Annotated in this window: 11 protein-coding genes; 6 read left to right on the top strand and 5 right to left on the bottom strand. The window is 43.6% G+C overall.

Annotation, left to right across the window (positions count from 1 at the left end; translation table 11 throughout):
- Positions 1–13 precede the first annotated feature (13 nt).
- Both K9M52_RS16910 and K9M52_RS16905 read right to left on the bottom strand, forming a co-directional pair.
- Complete coding sequence (locus K9M52_RS16910) at positions 14–3367, bottom strand: SusC/RagA family TonB-linked outer membrane protein (protein ID WP_224069617.1); 3354 nt, start codon at positions 3365–3367, stop codon at positions 14–16.
- A 48-nt stretch (positions 3368–3415) separates the two neighbouring features.
- Positions 3416–4648 carry an ROK family protein gene (locus K9M52_RS16905; protein ID WP_224069616.1) on the bottom strand — a complete coding sequence of 411 codons (1233 nt, stop codon included), beginning with the start codon at positions 4646–4648 and terminating at the stop codon, positions 3416–3418.
- 397 nt (positions 4649–5045) lie between these two features.
- Between K9M52_RS16905 and K9M52_RS16900 the strand changes: the two genes are divergently transcribed.
- Positions 5046–7430 (top strand): glycoside hydrolase family 3 N-terminal domain-containing protein, encoded by a 2385-nt coding sequence (locus K9M52_RS16900; RefSeq protein WP_224069615.1) that lies wholly within the window; start codon positions 5046–5048, stop codon positions 7428–7430.
- Between the two features lie 75 nt (positions 7431–7505).
- Positions 7506–8354 carry a hypothetical protein gene (locus tag K9M52_RS16895; RefSeq protein WP_224069614.1) on the top strand — a complete coding sequence of 283 codons (849 nt, stop codon included), beginning with the start codon at positions 7506–7508 and terminating at the stop codon, positions 8352–8354.
- A 120-nt stretch (positions 8355–8474) separates the two neighbouring features.
- Here K9M52_RS16895 and mqnC read toward each other — a convergent pair whose 3' ends face one another.
- Positions 8475–9599, bottom strand: coding sequence for a cyclic dehypoxanthinyl futalosine synthase (gene mqnC / locus K9M52_RS16890; RefSeq protein ID WP_224069613.1), 1125 nt, complete (start codon positions 9597–9599; stop codon positions 8475–8477).
- 95 nt (positions 9600–9694) lie between these two features.
- On the opposite strand from mqnC, the gene K9M52_RS16885 reads away from it, so the two are divergent.
- Positions 9695–10972 carry a replication-associated recombination protein A gene (locus K9M52_RS16885; protein ID WP_224069612.1) on the top strand — a complete coding sequence of 426 codons (1278 nt, stop codon included), beginning with the start codon at positions 9695–9697 and terminating at the stop codon, positions 10970–10972.
- Positions 10973–10984: 12 nt separating this feature from the next.
- Here the strand turns inward: K9M52_RS16885 and mutL are convergent, their stop codons facing one another.
- Complete coding sequence (gene mutL / locus K9M52_RS16880; RefSeq protein WP_224069611.1) at positions 10985–13177, bottom strand: DNA mismatch repair endonuclease MutL; 2193 nt, start codon at positions 13175–13177, stop codon at positions 10985–10987.
- Positions 13178–13323: 146 nt separating this feature from the next.
- Here mutL and K9M52_RS16875 point away from each other — a divergent pair, with 146 nt between their 5' ends.
- Entirely contained in the window at positions 13324–14046 is a 723-nt protein-coding gene (locus tag K9M52_RS16875; protein ID WP_224069610.1) for a YebC/PmpR family DNA-binding transcriptional regulator, read from the top strand.
- A gap of 130 nt (positions 14047–14176) precedes the next feature.
- Here K9M52_RS16875 and K9M52_RS16870 read toward each other — a convergent pair whose 3' ends face one another.
- Positions 14177–15484: an alkaline phosphatase family protein gene (locus K9M52_RS16870; RefSeq protein ID WP_224069609.1), complete on the bottom strand. Its 1308-nt coding sequence runs from the start codon at positions 15482–15484 to the stop codon at positions 14177–14179.
- A gap of 163 nt (positions 15485–15647) precedes the next feature.
- On the opposite strand from K9M52_RS16870, the gene K9M52_RS16865 reads away from it, so the two are divergent.
- Positions 15648–16394: a lysophospholipid acyltransferase family protein gene (locus tag K9M52_RS16865; RefSeq protein ID WP_224069608.1), complete on the top strand. Its 747-nt coding sequence runs from the start codon at positions 15648–15650 to the stop codon at positions 16392–16394.
- Between the two features lie 762 nt (positions 16395–17156).
- The gene (gene dnaA / locus K9M52_RS16860) at positions 17157–18590 is read left to right on the top strand and encodes a chromosomal replication initiator protein DnaA (protein WP_224069607.1); all 1434 of its coding nucleotides are present in this window, start codon (positions 17157–17159) and stop codon (positions 18588–18590) included.
- Positions 18591–18597: the final 7 nt, after the last annotated feature.

The following is an 18597-nucleotide window of genomic DNA, read 5'->3' as shown; positions in this document are numbered from 1 at the left end:
TAAAAGGTTCAGTTTAAAAATTGGCTCTAAGCGTAATACCATACGTACGTGAAGCAGGTTGGCTGCCTGCATTATTGGCATTACTGAAGAAATTGTTGGAAACAGTCAACTGTTCAGCATCCAGATCCTTCAAGGTCCGGTAGAAATAAAACAGATTTCTGCCGATTAGGGATATCGCTAAGTGGTTGGCTTTTAATTTTGAAGCGATCTTATCGGAAAAATTATAGGTAATTGCAACCTCCCTCATTTTAATATAATTATTCTTTTTAATAAAGTAGTTATATAATGCATTCGGTGAATATTGAGGGCCGCCCCAATTATATACATTATTAAAATAAAAAGCTTGTGAGATTACATTTGTATTGGCGTCACCGGCTTTAGTCATGCCATCCAGCAACATACCATCATGATAGACGGTCTCGCCGTTAGGACCTGTCGCACCGTTGGTCTGTACCCCTTTGCCGTTGGCATCTAAATAGTAACTCAGACCGCCATGTGCTTTATCCATATGATAAAGGCTGGCCTCCGTAATGCCACGGCTGTTCATCCAGTTGATACCTGTTGGAATGACTACACCGCCATATCTATAATCTATACTAAAATTCAGCGCAAAATTCTTATATGTGACGGTATTAATAAGTCCTCCTGAGCCTTTAGACTGAATGGAGCCATAAGACACCATTTTATCAGGGTCCTGTTCATATAATCCTGCATCATCTACAATTGGCACCCCATTCTCATCTTTAAGCAGTGGATGCGCCATGATCTCTCCGGCAGGATGTCCGACTCTTGCTACGATCTGGTAGGCATTACCATCATAATCCCCGTAAATGATACTGTTGGAATTGTCAGAAATGGAAAGAACTTTATTAGCGTATGTCGCATAGTTGAAGACAAAATCCCATCTGAAATCCTTCAGATCTATTGGTGTTGCATTAATGCTTAATTCAAAACCCTTATTGGAGAGTGAACCGACGTTATTTAACTGCCCGGCCGCACCGCTGCTGTAGGGCAGTGCCATGGTTAAGATCTGGTCATTGATTTTATTGGTAAAGAAAGTCGCGTCAAAGCCAACTCTGTTTTGAAACATTCTGGCTTCCAGACCAAATTCCCATTCACTTTTCTTCTCGGGCCGGATATTCAGATTGCCATAGGTATTAAAATTGGTATAGGTCGTTAAAACAGAGCTCGTGCCAGGTGCCTGAGTACCCCAGTTGGCCGGCTGATAGGCCACATTGGCTAAATACTGCTGTGGGTAGTTACCTACAATACCCCAGGAGGCCCGTAACTTCAGATAATTAAATACATCCGGCATCTTAAAGGCGTCCGAGAGTATAAAGCCTGCATTGGCGGAAGGGTAGACAAATGAATTATTATCCGGGTTCATGGTGGAAGTCCGGTCTTTTCTGACCGTACCTTCTGCATAGAGGTAACTGCGGTAATTAAGGTTTACCGTACCGATCAGCGCGTCTTTTACGAGGGTGGTATTCACAACACTTGGATTACTGATCGGGTTGGCGGTAGCGGCCAGGTCAAACCAGTTTTCTGAACTCAGCCCGCCATTGGTGAAAATGCCCGTAGTTTTCCCCTTTTCCTTGTCCGCTGTATAAAAGCCGGTAGCTCTTAAGCTCAGGTCTTTTGATAAAGGAGCCGTATACTCTAACATGATATCACCATGCAGCATTTTATAAAAATTGTTCTGAACCCCATATTGCCCGGACGGACCGTACACAATAGGTTGTGTAGAGTTATTTTTCGTATAGATGTTCGTATTTGTATAGTCCGTTGAAACCCTGCCTCTCAATTTAAGCCCTTTAGTGATGGTCCAGCTGTCAGTAATACTGGCGATCAACCGGTCTTCATATTCATCATACATATCTTTATTGACGTTCCACATATAATCCAGAATATCAGTCATATAGTTAGGAATATGAATATTCTCGTCCGGGGTCAGGCTCTGCGTTGTATTGAGCACATATTTATACCCAAGGCTAGTTTGGTATTTATTGCGATACCACTCTCCATTATCAAATACAGGCATCATACCCGTAAAGTTATTAATCATTCTGTCAATCAGATAAGGCCGGTTGTGTACATGTAAATTATAATAATTGGCTATGACTTGTAACTCATTGCTTTTACCCAATTTAAAAATACTGTTCAAACTGAAAGACAATTTATCATTCCTGCTGCCAATACTCAGACCCTCGGTATGCTGATTGGTCACAGAAAACCGGGTGGACTGTACGTCAGAATTAGTTGAAAGAGCAACAGTCTGGGTCGCGTTATTCGCTTTTTGGAAGAGATTTTTGTATCTGTCCGGTTGTGCAGAGTAGGGACGTACCACGCCATCCCAGGCAATGATCGGCTGTCCGTCAAATACAGGCCCGAAGTTCAGAGACCCCTGTACGAGTGCTCTATACATGGTACCTGATGCATCCGCAAATTTGTCCACATTAAATCCGTTCTCATCAGAGGTATAATAACCAGGTACCTGGCTGGGAAAACCTGTTCCCCTTACATTCTGGAACCTGGGTAGATAGGCCACCCGGTCCTGGAAATAATTGGCATAGACGTCTACGGCAAATCCCTTTTTATTGTTCTTACCGCTCTTAGTGGTAATAATTACTACGCCGTTAACGCCTTCAGATCCGTAAAGCGCTGCAGCAGCGGCACCTTTTAGGACGGTGATGTTCTCAATATCTTCCGGATTAATGTCTACCACGCCGTTGTTGCGGGCTCTTTGATCTCCCCAGTAATTGCCACTATTAAACCCACCATCTCTAATAGGTACTCCATCCATAATGATTAGCGGGGTTGTTTTGCCAAGCATGGAGTTTACCCCTCTTAGTTGCATATATACCCCAGAAGTTGAACCACCCGGTGCCGCTGCGATCTGAAGACCTGGCACCTTACCATATAAGGCAGTAGCAAAATTAGTGGTTCCTGTACGGGTGATGTCATCCGATTTAACGGTAGTGGCTGCAAAGCCCAGTGACCTTTCAGAGCGCTGCATACCGAACGCAGTCACTACCACGTCACTACCGGCTGTGCTCGTTTGGGCTGACAGTACCACATTCACAACGCCCGATTGTACCACTATCTGTTTGGTGGCATAGCCCACGTATTTAAAAACCAGGGTGGCGCCTGTTTGCACCTTAATTGAGTAATTACCATCGGCACCGGATATGGCATTTGCCTTGCCGTTTTCGGCGGACACAGTAACGCCGCCCAAGGCAGTCCCCAGACTGTCCGATATATGTCCGGTAACAGTCTGGAGGGTTTGTGCAAAACTGCTGTTTTGCATACTTAAGGCGACAATGATCAACATTACAGCCTTCAACAGAGATAAATTGAGTCTTTTCATAATCCTATTTTCGAAGTGAGAAAATTTATAAACAATGCCCAAGCCCGATTAGGAGCGTAGCTCTTTTCTTAATGTGGTTTTGCCATCTGTGGGAAGGATTTTTCCAAGCGCCAGATCGCTGATCTTTTCTATAACTAAAATAGAAGCACCAATTAATTCCGCTTTATGGTTTAACTCCGAGATTTCGATAGCTGTGTGGTGCAGGAGGCGGGGAATGCAGAATTCATTCAGCGCTCTTCTGATTGGCGGTGGCCAAAGCCCGCTACAAACAGAACAACGGCCACTTAAGATGACTGTTTGTGGATTGAACAAATGAATCAGAATAGCGATTCCTCTTCCAATATTATAAGCTACATCTGAAATGATTTCAATAGCCAGCGAATCACCCAACTTGGCCGTCTCCAGAAAATGACTGCTTTTTTGCTCAAAGTCACGATCTTCTAAAATAGATGCATTCAATAGTGAAGCTCTTCCTTCTTTCATTTCCTGAAGGGCTTTTTTTATCATAAAAAGCAGCGAGGTTTCCGTTTCCAGACAACCCGTTTTTCCACAACTGCATAGCTTACCATTTCTAAAAACCGGGATATGGCTAAACTCTCCGGCAAAGCCGTTTTCCCCTCTGAATATGCTTCCATCGACGATCATACCCAACCCGATACCCCAGCTTAAATTGATCACCATGGCATTTTTCTTTTGGCGCGCTTTTCCGAACCGGTATTCCGCAAGACCGATGGCCGTAGAATCATTTTCGATGAAAACCGGAATCTCGGTCTTGGCATATACATAATCGCTGACGCCTTCTCCAAGAAAAGTATAATTGGAGCCATTATGGCTATTAATAAATCCCGGCATGGCGATACCGATTCCAATAATCTTGTTGTGATTGACAGGTGCACTTTCAATGGCCATTTTGATGGCATCTGCCAATTTCTCTAGTGCATCTTTATTATGCTCCAGTAGTAACTCAATCTTATGAATCTGTGAAACCGGTTGCCGAACGGCATTAAGAATGGCTATTCTGGTTACAAACTGATCCATGGCCACGGCAACTGTATAAAAGGAATCAGCTGGTAAACAGTAATTCATAGAACGACGGCCGCCACTGGATAAAGCGTAGCCATTTTCCATGACCAAACCTTCCTTCATCATTTCGTCGATCGTTTTGACTACCAGTGTATAGCTTTTTCCGATCTGCAAACTAATCTCGGTACAGGATAAAGTTTCAGAAAAATACAACGCTTTGATAATGCTTCTTTTGTATGTAATGTTCTTTATAGCCATCACTTCTATTTTTTTAAGTGATTGATATATTTTTTGACTTAATTTTAATGAAGGTAATATTTCTTTTTATTTTTTTTAAAATCATTTATGAATATTTTTTGAATTTAGTAATATAAATGGCAATTTTATTAAGAAATAATTGATTTTCAATTAACTTTTTATTTACTACCAGGGAAAAATAATTGCGGATATTTAGGAGCGCTTAAATAAAGTAACCGGCCGGTTAATGAACCGATTTTTTCTTATTTTCGCATCTTCAGCAATCGTTGTCATCACTTAGCACTATATTTTTCCAGATTCAAACCTGTCCAATATCTTTATGCAAATCTGCCACAGATCCAAATTCGCATTACTCATTTTTCTCTTCTTATTATTTTTATTTTTTGGGGTTGATCTAATGGGGCAGCCACCAGTCGGCCAGCATATCCATATCGATCACCCGGCTTACCGAAATAAAAATTTATCTGCGCAGGCCAGGGCCTGGGATCTGGTCCGCAGGATGTCAACAGACGAAAAGATCGGCCAGCTCTCTACCTTGTTTGGCTGGGAAATGTACCAGAAGGACAGCACCGGCCAGCTTGAAGTCACGGAGAAATTAAAAAGGGCTATTGACACTGAACATATCGGGATGCTATGGGGAACGCTCAGAGCTGACCCCTGGACCAAGAAAACCCTGACCAATGGGTTGCAGCCGGCAGATGCGGTAAAGGCAACCAATAAAATTCAAGCCTATGCCATAAAGCATAGCCGTTGGGGCATTCCCCTGCTTCTGGCAGAAGAATGTGCCCATGGCCTGATGGCTATCGGTACCACTGTTTATCCAACAGCTATCGGCCAGGCAAGCACCTGGGATCCGGCGCTCATCCAAAGAGTTGCAGGTAGCATCGCCGCAGAAACCAGGGTCATGGGTAGTCATATTGCCTACGGGCCTATTTTGGATCTGGCCCGCGAACCACGATGGTCAAGGGTAGAAGAGACTTACGGAGAAGATACCTATCTCGTGTCAGAGATGGGCACCCATTTTGTGAACGGACTTCAGAACCATCAGCTATTGTTTGAAAAAGCCGACAGCTTGCATGTTATCTCAACCTTAAAACATTTTCTGGCCTATGGTGTCCCCATAGGAGGGCATAACGGCAGCCCGGCGGTAGTTGGTGACAGACTATTATATACAGACTACCTGCCTCCATTTGAAAATGCCATTAAAAAAGGCGGAGTGCTTTCCGTAATGACGGCCTACAATTCTATTGACGGAGTGCCTTGCACAGCCAATCCTGTCCTGATTCAGGAAATTTTAAGAAAACAATGGGGGTTTAAAGGCTTTGTTGTATCAGACTTAGGTAGCATTAGCGGACTGCACGCGTCGAGCCATATCGCCGCCACTGACACAGCGGCGGCGGCAGCGGCGATTAATGCTGGCGTAGACAGTGATTTGGGGGGGTATGGTTATGGCAAATATCTGGCAGCAGCCATCAAGACCGGTCAGGTTAGCGAAGCAACGCTCGATAGTGCTGTTCAGAGGATACTCATGTTAAAATTCGCGCTCGGCTTATTTGAACACCCTTATAGGTCTACTACAGGACTGAGCATCGTCCATAATGACCGACATCAAAAGTTAAACCTGGATGTCGCCAGAGAATCAGTGGTCCTGCTCAAAAAATCGAATCTGCCACTCTCGAAAAATATTCAATCGATCGCCGTGATCGGGCCGAATGCCAATAATACCTATAACCAGCTGGGCGACTACACTGCACCGCAAAATCCCGAAACCGTGACCACTGTCCTTGAAGGCATTCAGTCTCTGGTCGGTAAGCAAACCATAGTGCGTTATGCAAGGGGTTGTGCCATCCGGGATAGCTCTACCGCTGGCTTTTCAGATGCTATATCTATCGCCCGGCAGTCGGACGCTGTGGTGGTTGTACTCGGCGGATCTAGCGCCAGGGATTTTGAAACAAAATATCAATCTACCGGTGCCGCCATTGCAAACGAAACCACCGTCAGTGATATGGAAAACGGAGAAGGCAATGACCGCAATACCCTGAAGTTATTAGGCCGCCAATCTGAGCTTCTGGAAAAGCTGGCCGCTACCGGTAAACCGATCATATTGGTACTTATTAACGGGCGGCCCGTTGCTATCGAAAATGAGGCAAAGCTGGCTGGCGATATCCTGGAAACCTGGTACCCGGGCGCAGAAGGGGGCAAGGCGATCGCAGATATCCTCTTTGGTGACTATGCGCCAACAGGCAGACTGCCTATCAGCTTCCCAAAATCTGTCGGGCAATTACCTGTCTATTATAGTCAACCCAAGGGTTCGGGAGGTCATTATGTAGAAGGAGATGGGCAGCCGCTCTATCCGTTCGGATTCGGGCTTAGTTATTCAAGCTTTACCTATAGTGATTTACAGATTAAAAAATCCGAAACAGATGCTGCTGTTCAGATAGACGTTTCCTTTAAGGTGACTAACACAGGAGATAGGCCTTCAGGGGATGTTCAACAACTTTATGTCACTGATGAAACCAGTTCGGTGGTGACTCCGATCCGCCATTTAGTTGGATTCACCCGCTGCCATTTAGCACCGGGTGCTTCTGTTATACAGCGTATCCGACTGGATCAGTCTGCCCTCAGTCTCTGGAACGTCCAGGGTGAACAGGTTGTCGAACCCGGTCGTTTCAGACTGGAATTATCTAAGTTTGCCGGCGCAAAAGACGCCTTAAAGGCCACCATTGAAGTCAACCACAAATATAACATGGCAGCCACAACGGGCCGTGGTGGAGGCAAATAGCCTTTATTACAGATCGGGTTTGCAAAAAAATCGTTATTTTGCGGTTATACAACACAACATCGCAAATCAAAAACTATGAAAAGAACGCACTTATGTTTATGCCTGGGCATGGGGCTTGCCGCCACCTTTCTGTCTGTTTCCCAAAGCAACGCACAAATTTTTAAAAAATTAAAAGACAAAGTCTCTGACAAAATTGAAGGCAAAGTAGATAAGATCCTGGATGGTGACTCTTCCAAAAAGTCTGATGCCGGCAAAAACACGGACAAAGTCGATCAGGCCGCTAACACGATTGGACTGGAAGGTCCTTATAATTTTATCCAGGGAAAGGACAGTGTCTATTTTGACGGTTTTGCAACAGAAAAAGTAGGAGATATGGCCAGTCACTGGAAGACCCATGGAAGTGGGTCTATTGGTACTTCAGATCAATTTGCAGGCAAATGGTTATTTTTAAATGAATTTACCTCCTATAAACTCAAGAGTGATGTCCCCCTGCCAGAGAATTTTACCCTTGAATTTGACATTGTGACAATGAGTAAGGATGAAGCCAAAGATCTGGAAAGCCTTTCCTTTGGTTTTGCGCATAACAATGCCATCAGCAGTTATATCGGAGATGCCTATAACGAAGGTGCTATCACACATACAGAAATCCATTACTGGAACAAAGAGATCATCAATTCGAGCAGTGACAACAAAAAATATAATACAATTGAATATCCACTGGAAGAATACGCCATTGGTAAAATGCATGTTTCCATCACTGTAAAAGGACTGCATATGCAGGTGTATCTGGATAAACATAAGGTGCTGGATACTGATATGTTTGCCAGAACACCAGAAAAAAAATATTTTTATATCAGCACCAGTACCGATATGGATAACGGCGCCCGCATTGGTGTGGGAAATTTTAAAATTGCCGGCCTCTAACGATTCAATATGGCTGTTTAGAGCGCAAATGGGCGATTATTCTTAGGAATAAGTCGCCCATTTGTCGTTTAGGTCGCTTGTTTTGCTTCTTCGCCGCAGGCTAGCAGCAGTTGTCTTGTTTTAATAATTGATTAGCTGCTCCTCAATTGTTTCCGGAATCTCCCGCCATCCATATTGTTGATTGCGCAACTGCGGTTCAAACCCCGCCGCTCTAATAGCTTCCTGTATGGTTTTATAGGTAAAGCGATGCGGTGCACCGGCAGCGCTCACAACATTTTCCTCGATCATAATACTTCCAAAATCATTGGCACCACCATGGAGGCAAACCTGTGCAGTAGCCTTGCCAACTGTCAGCCAGCTGGCCTGAATATTTTTGATATTCGGCAGCATGATTCTGGACAGAGCAATCATACGGATATATTCATCAGCGGTCGTTAGGTTATGTACGCCGCGAATTCTTGTCAGTAGCGTATCCACATCCTGAAAGGTCCAGGGAATAAAAGCCAGGAAGCCATGGGCATCTGCTGGTTTTTGCGCCTGAACTTCCCTTATTTTCACCAGATGAATAAACCTTTCTTCAATGGTTTCTACATGACCGAACATCATTGTGGCACTAGTCGTAATATGCAGCTGATGTGCCTGACGCATGATCTCCAGCCACTCATCAGAACCACACTTACCTTTACTGATTAACCGGCGTACCCGATCAATCAGTATTTCTGCGCCTGCACCAGGTAGGGAATCCATGCCAGCATCTTTTAAAGCAGCCAGGACATCACGGTGACTCATACCTTCGAGTTTACATATATGGGCAACTTCAGGGGGGCCTAGTGTATGTAATTTGATCTGCGGAAATTCATTTTTGATCGCGCTAAAGGTATCAATATAAAATTGCAGACCCAGATCCGGATGATGTCCGCCCTGTAACAGTAACTGATCACCACCAAGTCGCAGCGTTTCAGTAATCTTCTTTCGGTAAGTTGCCATATCCGTTATGTAGGCATCCTTATGGCCGGGTACCCGGAAAAAATTACAGAATTTACAGTTGGCGATACAAACATTAGTGGTATTGACATTTCGGTCTATCTGCCAGGTGACCTTTCCATGAGGCACTTGTTTTTTACGTAGAATATCGGCCACCTGCATCAGCTCGGCTAAGGGCGCATGGTGATAAAGATATACACCTTCCTCTACTGTTAAGCTTTCCAGCCCCAGCGCTTTCTGATATAACTTACTTAACTCCATATCATCATTTTAATAGGCACCAAAGTTACAAACTTTGACACTATCCACCACCCGAAAAAAGCCTAAATACCCTGCAGTTTAGTTACTTTTGTATTATGGCAAGCACGATGACACCTCTGGCAGAGCGTATGCGCCCTTCCTCGTTGAAAGATCTGGTGGGGCAGAAGCACCTGACCCAGGAAAACTCTATCTTACAGAAGGCCATAGAAAGTGGCCGTGTTCCTTCCATGATACTATGGGGACCTCCCGGTGTCGGCAAAACGACCATCGCCCATATTATTGCCGCATCTATCCAGGCTCCTTTTTATGAACTCAGTGCCATCAGCAGTGGGGTGAAAGATATCCGTGAGATTCTTGACCTGGCCAAAAAACAAGTCGGAGCTATTCTCTTTATTGACGAGATCCACCGCTTTAATAAAAGCCAACAAGATGCTTTACTGGGAGCGGTTGAGAAAGGAACAATTACACTTATCGGTGCGACAACGGAAAATCCGTCTTTTGAGGTGAACGCAGCATTGCTCAGCCGGTGCCAAGTATATAATCTTAAATCGTTGGATAAAAATGAATTAAGAGAATTACTGGAACTTTCACTTTCAAAAGACAACTGGTTATCGGGCCTGAACGTTGAGTTAAAGGACATCGAAGCCCTGATCAGAATATCCGGTGGTGATGGACGTAAAATATTGAACTTACTCGAGCTGACGGTACAGAATCTGGTGAATCAGGGGCAGAAAAAGATTACCGTGACCGACGAGGCAGTTTTGCAGGTAGCTCATCAGAAAGTAGCTTTATACGATAAAAAAGGGGAGCAACATTATGATATTATCTCGGCATTTATCAAAAGCATGCGGGGAAGTGATCCCAATGCAGCGGTATATTGGTTGGCCCGCATGATTGAGGGAGGGGAAGATGTAAAGTTCATCGCCCGCAGACTCGTGATTTTCGCCAGCGAAGATATCGGCAATGCAAATCCCAATGCATTACTGCTCGCCACGTCTACTTTTGATGCGGTGCATAAGATTGGCTATCCCGAATCCAGAATTATCTTATCCCAATGTGTTACCTATTTAGCCAGCTGCCCTAAAAGCAACGCCAGTTATCTGGCCATCGGCGAGGCGCAGCGCGCAGTCCAACAAAGCGGCGACCTCCCGGTGCCGCTTCATTTGCGTAATGCGCCCACAAAGCTAATGAAGTCCATGGGCTATGGCAAGGATTATCAGTATGCCCATGATTATGAAGGGCACTTTGCGGGGCAAGAATATCTCCCTGAGAGGATTGCCGGTACAAAATTCTATGAACCTGGACAGACGCCCAGGGAGAATGAACTCAGAAAGTATCTGAAAGAATTATGGAAAGACAAATATAAATACTAGACTGTCGGGATGTTATTTGCCCAGACCAAATAAACCATCCAGATAATCTTCCTTGAATTCTATATACGTGGGGCTGTCACCGGCAGCAGTCAGCGCAGAAATATCACAGGCGAAAAGATCTTCCACCAACCGGAGCATCTCTGGCTGGGTCAGCAATTTTCCAGCCTTCACTGCTTGCTGTCTGGCCATACAGCGGATAACTTTTTCTTTTTTGGAAAAGCGGATTTCACTATTAAAATGCTTGAACTGCTCCAGTAACAATTCGATAGCCCGGCCTTCCCCGCCACTTGGCATATCGGCGGGTACAGCTATCACCGCATATTTTTGATCGTCCCCCTTTTCTATGTAATAACCCAGGGTCTGAATAGTATCTTTCAATTCTTCCAATAAAATGCCATCCGAAGTAGATATATTCAATTCACTGGGTATCAATAGCTTCTGAGAAGCACCTGAACTTTTATGTAACCTCTTGCTAAATTGCTCATACAGAATCCGCTCGTGGGCCAGCTGTTGGTGTACCAGCACATAACCCCTTGAGGTAGGCGCAATGATATACGTTTGCTGAATTTGTAATAAAGGAGCTCCTTCCTGCAATTCTATCGTTTTCTGGGGCTTCGACACTCCCAGGCCGAAACCGGTCCCCCCGCCTGCCAGCGCAAAATAATCAAGGCTAGCTTCACTAACGGGGCCGTAATCTATGTCATTATCACCACCAGTTCCATCATTTGTATTTTTTGCTGCAAATCCCGACGCCGGCAGGTCAGTAGGCAAGGAGTAAAAGCCGTCCGGATCTTCCGGCAACCGGTAACCCTCTTCTGTCTGATCCAGATGCAGGTTCCAGTCTAAATCACCCATACTTTTATTGTCTTGGCGATCATCTATACTACGGGAGGGTGTGTCAGGTATATGGCTTTCGGTGTCGTGATCCGGGTTTGACTGCAGAAAATCAGCGATTCTTTTGGCTTCTGTATCCAGATTCGTTTTCTCGATACCGGAATTTTCATTTGAACCCGCTTTAGCGGGTTTATAGAAGTCCTGCCAATTTTTTAAAGCTCCCTTATCGGAGCCGTCAATAAAATGCGCCTGATTTTTCTGGGTAAAAGTTTTGTACAAATCACCGGCAGATGCTGCTTCTTTATTTTGCTCGTTAAAAGGCTTGTTGATCGCATCCAGGCGTTGAATCTCAGCATTGAGGGAAAAGTCCAGCGAAGGCGCTACACTGGACTGCACCAGAGAATGCTTGATCGCCGCCTTGACAAACGCATATATAATCTTCTCATCTTCAAATTTAATCTCCTGTTTTGTCGGATGGACATTAATATCTACCTGTGTCGGATCTATATCAATAAAAAGTACATATAACGGATAGTTCTCTTTAGGAATCAATTCATTAAAGGCAGTAGTAATGGCGTGATTCAGATAAGCACTTTTGATAAACCGATTGTTGACAAAGAAATACTGATCCCCCCTGGTTTTCTTGGAAACTTCGGGCTTACCGATAAACCCATGGATATTAATATAATCCGTTTCATCATTGACACTGACCAGCTGGGACTTTAAGTTACTCCCCAGCAACTGGACAATGCGAGCTTTTAAAGGACCAATATCAAGATGAAACATTTCCTGTCCGTTACTGGTCAGGGAAAAGAAAATATCCGGGAAGGCCAGAGCCACGCGAGTAAATTCTTCAATAATATGCCGGAGTTCCGCTGCATTGCTCTTGAGGAAATTCCTTCTGGCAGGTACATTGAAAAACAGGTTTTTCATGCTAAAGCTCGTTCCTTGGGGCGATGCACAAGGTTCCTTTTTTTGAATAGAGCTATGAGAGGCTTCGATAAAAACACCCAATTCCTGGTCACCCTGCCGGGTTTTTATTTCTACCTCGGCCACCGCCGCGATAGAAGCCAATGCCTCACCCCTGAATCCCATGGTCTTTATCTCAAAGAGGTCCTCTATTTTCTGGATCTTGCTGGTGGCATGGCGCTGCAACGATAAAACGGCATCTGCCTCGCTCATGCCCTTGCCATTATCGATGACCTGTACCAATGCTTTGCCCGCATCCTGGATCACCAGGTGTACTTGGGTCGCCCCGGCATCTATCGCATTCTCCATTAACTCCTTTACCGCACTGGCCGGTCTCTGAATCACTTCGCCTGCAGCGATCTGATTGGCAATGTTGTCCGGCAATTTCCTGATAATGTCCACGTAGTTCTTTCTTTTCTTAATTTAATAAACAGATGACGAAGTTACTCCAAATCCTCAAATATTTTGCCTGATTTCCTCAATAACTGCGCCATCAAGGCTTTCAAAATTCAATAATAACCGTTATTTTTGCGCATCAATTTAAATTTATGGGTAGAATTTTTGAAGTCAGAAAAGCGACCATGTTTGCCAGGTGGGACAAAATGTCCAAGCAGTTTACGCGCATAGGCAAGGAAATTAATATAGCCGTTAAGGCAGGTGGCGGAAGCCCTGAAACAAATGCAGCACTCAGGCGCTGCATACAGAATGCTAAGAGTGTCAATATGCCGAAAGACAGAGTAGAGGCGGCGATCAAAAAAGCATTAGGCAACGATACAGAAAATTATGAAGAACATCTGTATGAAGGGTATGCGCCCCATGGAGTAGCGATTCTGGTAGAAACGGCAACCAATAATAATACAAGAACTGTCGCCAATGTCCGTTCCCACTTTAATAAGGGAGGTGGATCATTGGGTACGCATGGTTCAGTTAGTTTCCAGTTTAAGAAGATGGGGGTATTTAAACTAAATCCTGAAGGCCTGGATCCTGATGAACTGGAATTAGAACTTATTGATGCAGGGCTTGAGGAAATGGGAGACTCTGTGGATGATCATGAAAAGCCTATTCTGGTGCTTCGTTGTGCATTTGTCGATTTTGGCAATCTGCAAAAAGGCCTGGAAGATAAAAATATAACGCCACTGAGCGCCGAGACTGAATGGATTCCAACGGTCACCGTTCCGGTAACAGATGAGCAGGCAGAAGATATCAGCAAGTTGATCGACAGGCTGGAGCAAGATGATGACGTGAATAAGGTTTTCCACAATATGGGGTAACCCCTCAGTCGGATTTAGGCTCCGCCGAAATATGATTATATTTGAATCGGGCTTTCTATTTTCTCTATGTCAAGAACAATAGAAGGCCCGGTTTGATAAAAAAGCAACATGCAGTTACTATTTGACCAGCCTACTCGACCTGTCTTAGCTGTTTTTGCAAGATCGGCGCTAACGTCTTTTCTTTGCCATCAATTTTGTGCCGGATGGATAAGCCTAATATTTTTGCGATCATAGGGTAGACTGCTACATTGGGAAAGTTCCCGATTTTAAAATGCTGCTTAAAGGCAGGTCCCCACGCATAAAAAGTAGCCTGCATATCCTGCAGACGATTATCGAACCCATGAGCTCCAAGAAGTTTTCTACCACCAAAATAGAAGGAATAGGGGGGATAAGGTACCAAAAGGATATCGCCTATTCTGCCAGCAGTATTGCCTTTAGATCGATAATGCCAGCTTGGCGGTGTTTTGCTCGCTTTAAACACCTTATAATGATCTGCACTGGATTTTAACTGTTTATAGAGCTTGTTTAAACTTTTCTTGGCAGTTTTATCTTTCGCATATATATGAACCAATGCGCTTCCGCCACGTATCAGATAATGCCCCGTATCTAATTTGGGAACACCGAGATACTTATTAGAATCCAAATTGGCAAACCCGTGGTCCGATAATACAATAAAATTAATCGGCAGTCTGGTAGTCATAAGGCTGTCATAAAGTTGCCGGATACTACTGTCTACAAAAGCGACCGCCTCAGCCGTTTGCTTAGAATCTACGCCATAGAGATGTTCCATATGATCTACTTCCGGAAGGTAAAAAGTAAGCAGATGGGGTCTTTTTGCCTCTGGCAGTTCCAGCCAGCTTTTCACAGTACTGATCCTTCGCTCAATAGGGATCTTCTCATTGTAATTATAATAATAGGTAGGGCGAACTCCGTCAATGGCAGCTTCAGAACCCACCCAGTAAAAGCTCGCGGTCAGCATGCCGGCTTTCTCTGCTAATACCCATAATGGTTCTCCACCATACCAGCTCCCATCGGCTACTGCTCTTTTATCACTGACCTTATAACTAGCACTTCTATGAGGGTCATAAAAATAGTTATCTACCAGACCATGATGGGCAGGATAAAGGCCTGTTATAATTGCATAGTGGTTGGGGAAAGTAAGGCTGGGATAACCAGGCCTCATAGAACGGGCCTGAACCCCCTTGGCACGCATTTTTTTTAGAAAACTGGCATTATACTTATCCGCCAGATCCCATCGGAAACCATCTATCGAGATCAAGACCACATAGGGTTTTGCCTGTTGATTGAGTTTGTTAGCTCTGCCTGGCACAATCTGTTGGGTCGTATCCTGTGCCAACACTTCGTAAGGGCCATTTGCAAAACAGAGCGCAAATAATAGGATGATAACTATTTTACTTGAGGCTTTCTGCATTTTCATCTGGTCGTCTCTTTTCTTTCGTTATGGAGTAGAGGCAAAGTTCCTGCAATTATCAGAAAAGACAAATTAATTTAAGCTTATGGCTTCACTAATTCTACCGGAAAGTACTATTTTTAACCGCTCAAAGATATACGGAAACGGCGGTAAATTAATCAAATTTTAAATGAAGGGACTCATCAGGATTTTGCAGATTTTATACACGGTCTATGCCATGTTAATGTTTAGCCTGTTAATGCTGTTTGTCATTCCTTTTGCCTTAATCACTGCCTTATTAGATAATCGCAAAGGAGGTATATTAATTTACGGAGCCTGTAAAGTATGGGCAATATTGTGGTATACACTGCTGGGATTCCGTTATAAGGAATCGTATTTAGGAACACATGACAAAAAAAAGCCCTATATATTTGTGGCCAATCACAGTTCCTATTTGGATATCCCGCAACTCATGCGTTGCATGCATCAACCAGTTCGCGTATTGGGTAAAGCGGAACTATCCAAAATACCGCTCTTTGGCATTATCTATAGGGCTGCAGTGGTCTCTGTCCACCGAGACTCTATACAAAGTAAAGTGGCGAGCATGCTCCGTTTAAGAAAGGTTCTTAAAGAAGGAATCTCTATATTTATATTCCCGGAGGGGGGCTTTAATGAAACTCAACAACCGCTGGCCCGTTTTTATGACGGCGCCTTTAAAATGGCCATTGAAACCCAGACAGCCATCAAACCAATTTTATTTCTGGATACTGCTAACAGAATCCCGCAAAAGAGCCTTTTTAGGATGTCTCCCGGAAAGTGTCGCACTTTATATTTACCGGAAATTGACATCACGGGTTATGACCTGAAGCAGGTAGCTGCGTTAAAAGAAAAAGTTTTTACAGAAATGGAAAAAGCTTTGATCAATTATAAAAAATAATCGTATCTTGTTAGCTGCATTTATATCGGCCTAAATTGGATTATCTTTAAACATAACAGAGACTAGAAACACCAGAAAATGCCAGCTGTTTTAAATATAAGAAGACCTAACGAGAGCCAGGCACGAATGTGGACCCTGTTGATGCAAAAAGCGATTCATGATTGCCCTTTGCAAATGGCAAGATGCAGAACATCCAGAATAAATGTGCGCCAGAGAAGTGATTCTGCATCTGGATTTTTTTAATACTTTTTTATCGCTATTTACCAGATACCCGTTTGTGTAAGCATAGTCACATAGACGACTCTCCTTACACAAACGGGTCGGCAAGTTGTCGACATTGGTAATTTTTTGTACGGCGGGCAAATAGGTATGAGAATTGCATCCGTCAGAGTATTCAAACGGAAAGAGGTGCCAGACAGAAAACCGGCAGCAAGGACGCGAACAGAGGTGTGAAAAGAGGGAAATTAATCTACCTGTAAAATTTGCATGAACAAAATTTATACTTTGATTAAAATAGAGAGAAAAGTAGAGTAGAAGTCCCGTCCGATAAGGGAAAAATCGAATTTATCAATAATTTATTTGGAAGGAATTTAATTAATATTCTATGCACAAAAAAATTAAAAATAAAAACTTTTTTTTTCAACATTATTGTCCCACTTTCGTACACAATTACGGGAATAAGATACGATGATTGTGCAGGAATTTCTGTAATCCTCTACCCCCTTAAAATTGGTAATAACATATAAATACTTTTAAGTAACTATGAATAAAACGGCAGAATCTGTTTGGGCGAACTGTCTTGATATCATCAAGGATATTGTCGAATGGCAGCACTTTAAAACTTGGTTTGAGCCGATTGTTCCTATTGAGCTTAAAGGGAATATTTTGTTGATTCAGGTGCCCAGCAATTTCTTCTATGAATACCTAGAGCAACATTATGTTACATTACTGGCTAAAACGCTGAAAAGACAGTTGGGGAAGGACGCAAAACTGGAATACCGTATCATGATCGATAGTGGCAATACAAACGGTAGAGGACATATGGACCTGGCTTCTACACAAACCAAGTCAGATGTATCCAATACCCTTGAATTGCCCATGCGCATCAACCGCAATAGCGAGCTGAATCCGTTTGCAATTCCGGGTATCAAAAAAATGCAGATCGATCCTCAGCTAAACAGCGAGGACACTTTTGATAAGTTTGTGGAAGGAGACTGTAACAGGGTTGCCAGAAGGGCAGGTAAAACCGTTGCAGAAAAACCGGGCAATAATTCATTCAATCCTTTGTTTATTTATGGAGGCTCCGGTTTGGGGAAAACTCATTTATTGCACGCTATCGGTAATGAAGTAAAACGGCTGCATCACAATAAAGTCGTTTTATATGTAAGTAGTGAGAAGTTTATCAATCAGTTTCAATACCACAGTCGTAATAATCAAATTAATGATTTTATTAATTTCTATCAATTGGTAGATGTATTAATGATTGATGATGTTCAGTTTTTTAATCGGGCTGAAAAGAGCCAGGATGCCTTTTTTGCGATTTTCAATCACCTGCAGCAGAGCGGCAAACAGCTGATTTTGACCTCTGATAAATCCCCGAAAGATCTGGACGGACTACAGGACAGATTGCTGAGCCGTTTCCGCTGGGGATTGAGTGCCGACATTCAAGTGCCGGATTATGAGACCAGAATTGAGATCTTTGAACAGAAAATGCGCGACGAAGGGCTTGTTATGTCACCAGAAGTTGTCAAGTATGTCGCCTATAATATCAATACCAATGTCCGCGAACTGAGGGGAGCCTTAATTTCTCTGTTAGCTCAGTCGTCTCTTAATAAAAGAGAAATTGACATTGATCTGGCCAAAAGGGTACTTAGAAACATTATTAAGACAAGCAACAAGGAGGTAACCATAGATACGATTCAGCGGCTGGTTTGTGAGTATTTTGATGTGCCATATAACAGGTTGCTTGAGAAAACCAGAAAAAGAGAAATTGTCCAGGCCAGGCAGATCACTATGTATCTGTCGAAAAACTTTACCAAAAACTCCCTAAAAACGATAGGGGAGCACTTTGGAGGCAGGGACCATACGACAGTCATTCATAGCTGTCAGACGGTCAAAGATCTGATGGATACAGACAGTATATTTAAGGAAAATGTCCTGGAACTCACCCAGAAAGTTCAACTGGCGTCGATGTAAAAATTTA

This window comes from Arachidicoccus terrestris, from assembly GCF_020042345.1.
Lineage (GTDB): Bacteria > Bacteroidota > Bacteroidia > Chitinophagales > Chitinophagaceae > Arachidicoccus > Arachidicoccus terrestris.
Note: the sequence above shows the minus strand (reverse complement) of the source record. Positions and strands in the feature narration are given on the sequence as shown.

Excerpts from the sequence above, each read along its gene's own strand:
- K9M52_RS16910 (WP_224069617.1), bottom strand. The coding sequence starts at position 3,367 with ATGAAAAGACTCAATTTATCTCTGTTGAAGGCTGTAATGTTGATCATT.
- K9M52_RS16905 (WP_224069616.1), bottom strand. The coding sequence starts at position 4,648 with ATGGCTATAAAGAACATTACATACAAAAGAAGCATTATCAAAGCGTTG.
- K9M52_RS16900 (WP_224069615.1), top strand. The coding sequence starts at position 5,046 with ATGGGGCAGCCACCAGTCGGCCAGCATATCCATATCGATCACCCGGCT.
- K9M52_RS16895 (WP_224069614.1), top strand. The coding sequence starts at position 7,506 with ATGAAAAGAACGCACTTATGTTTATGCCTGGGCATGGGGCTTGCCGCC.
- mqnC (WP_224069613.1), bottom strand. The coding sequence starts at position 9,599 with ATGGAGTTAAGTAAGTTATATCAGAAAGCGCTGGGGCTGGAAAGCTTA.
- K9M52_RS16885 (WP_224069612.1), top strand. The coding sequence starts at position 9,695 with ATGGCAAGCACGATGACACCTCTGGCAGAGCGTATGCGCCCTTCCTCG.
- K9M52_RS16875 (WP_224069610.1), top strand. The coding sequence starts at position 13,324 with ATGGGTAGAATTTTTGAAGTCAGAAAAGCGACCATGTTTGCCAGGTGG.
- K9M52_RS16870 (WP_224069609.1), bottom strand. The coding sequence starts at position 15,484 with ATGAAAATGCAGAAAGCCTCAAGTAAAATAGTTATCATCCTATTATTT.
- K9M52_RS16865 (WP_224069608.1), top strand. The coding sequence starts at position 15,648 with ATGAAGGGACTCATCAGGATTTTGCAGATTTTATACACGGTCTATGCC.
- dnaA (WP_224069607.1), top strand. The coding sequence starts at position 17,157 with ATGAATAAAACGGCAGAATCTGTTTGGGCGAACTGTCTTGATATCATC.